Origin of the sequence: Rhodococcus sp. MALMAid1271 (genome assembly GCF_049195265.1) — a bacterium.
Lineage (GTDB): Bacteria > Actinomycetota > Actinomycetes > Mycobacteriales > Mycobacteriaceae > Rhodococcoides.
In genome coordinates this window covers 1-208 of record NZ_JBMIRQ010000063.1, presented here as the reverse complement: position 1 = coordinate 208, position 208 = coordinate 1, and the positions used below count along the sequence as shown (strand labels likewise).

1 pseudogene is annotated in these 208 nt (G+C 70.7%); it reads left to right on the top strand.

Annotated elements, in window-relative coordinates:
- Nucleotides 1-208: pseudogene (locus tag ACOQFP_RS08110) on the top strand (S-(hydroxymethyl)mycothiol dehydrogenase); the annotation flags it as partial.

Genomic DNA, 208 nt, shown 5'->3' with positions numbered 1-208 from the left:
ACGAGGGCCAGTGCACGAAGGTCGATCCGCAGTCCGATCCAGCGGTGGTCGGGCTGCTCGGATGCGGAGTGATGGCCGGGTTGGGTGCGGCGATGAACACCGGCAACATCTCGCGGGGCGACTCGGTGGCAGTGATCGGGTGCGGCGGAGTCGGTGACGCGGCGATCGCCGGTGCCCGGCTGGCCGGGGCGTCGACGATCATCGCGGT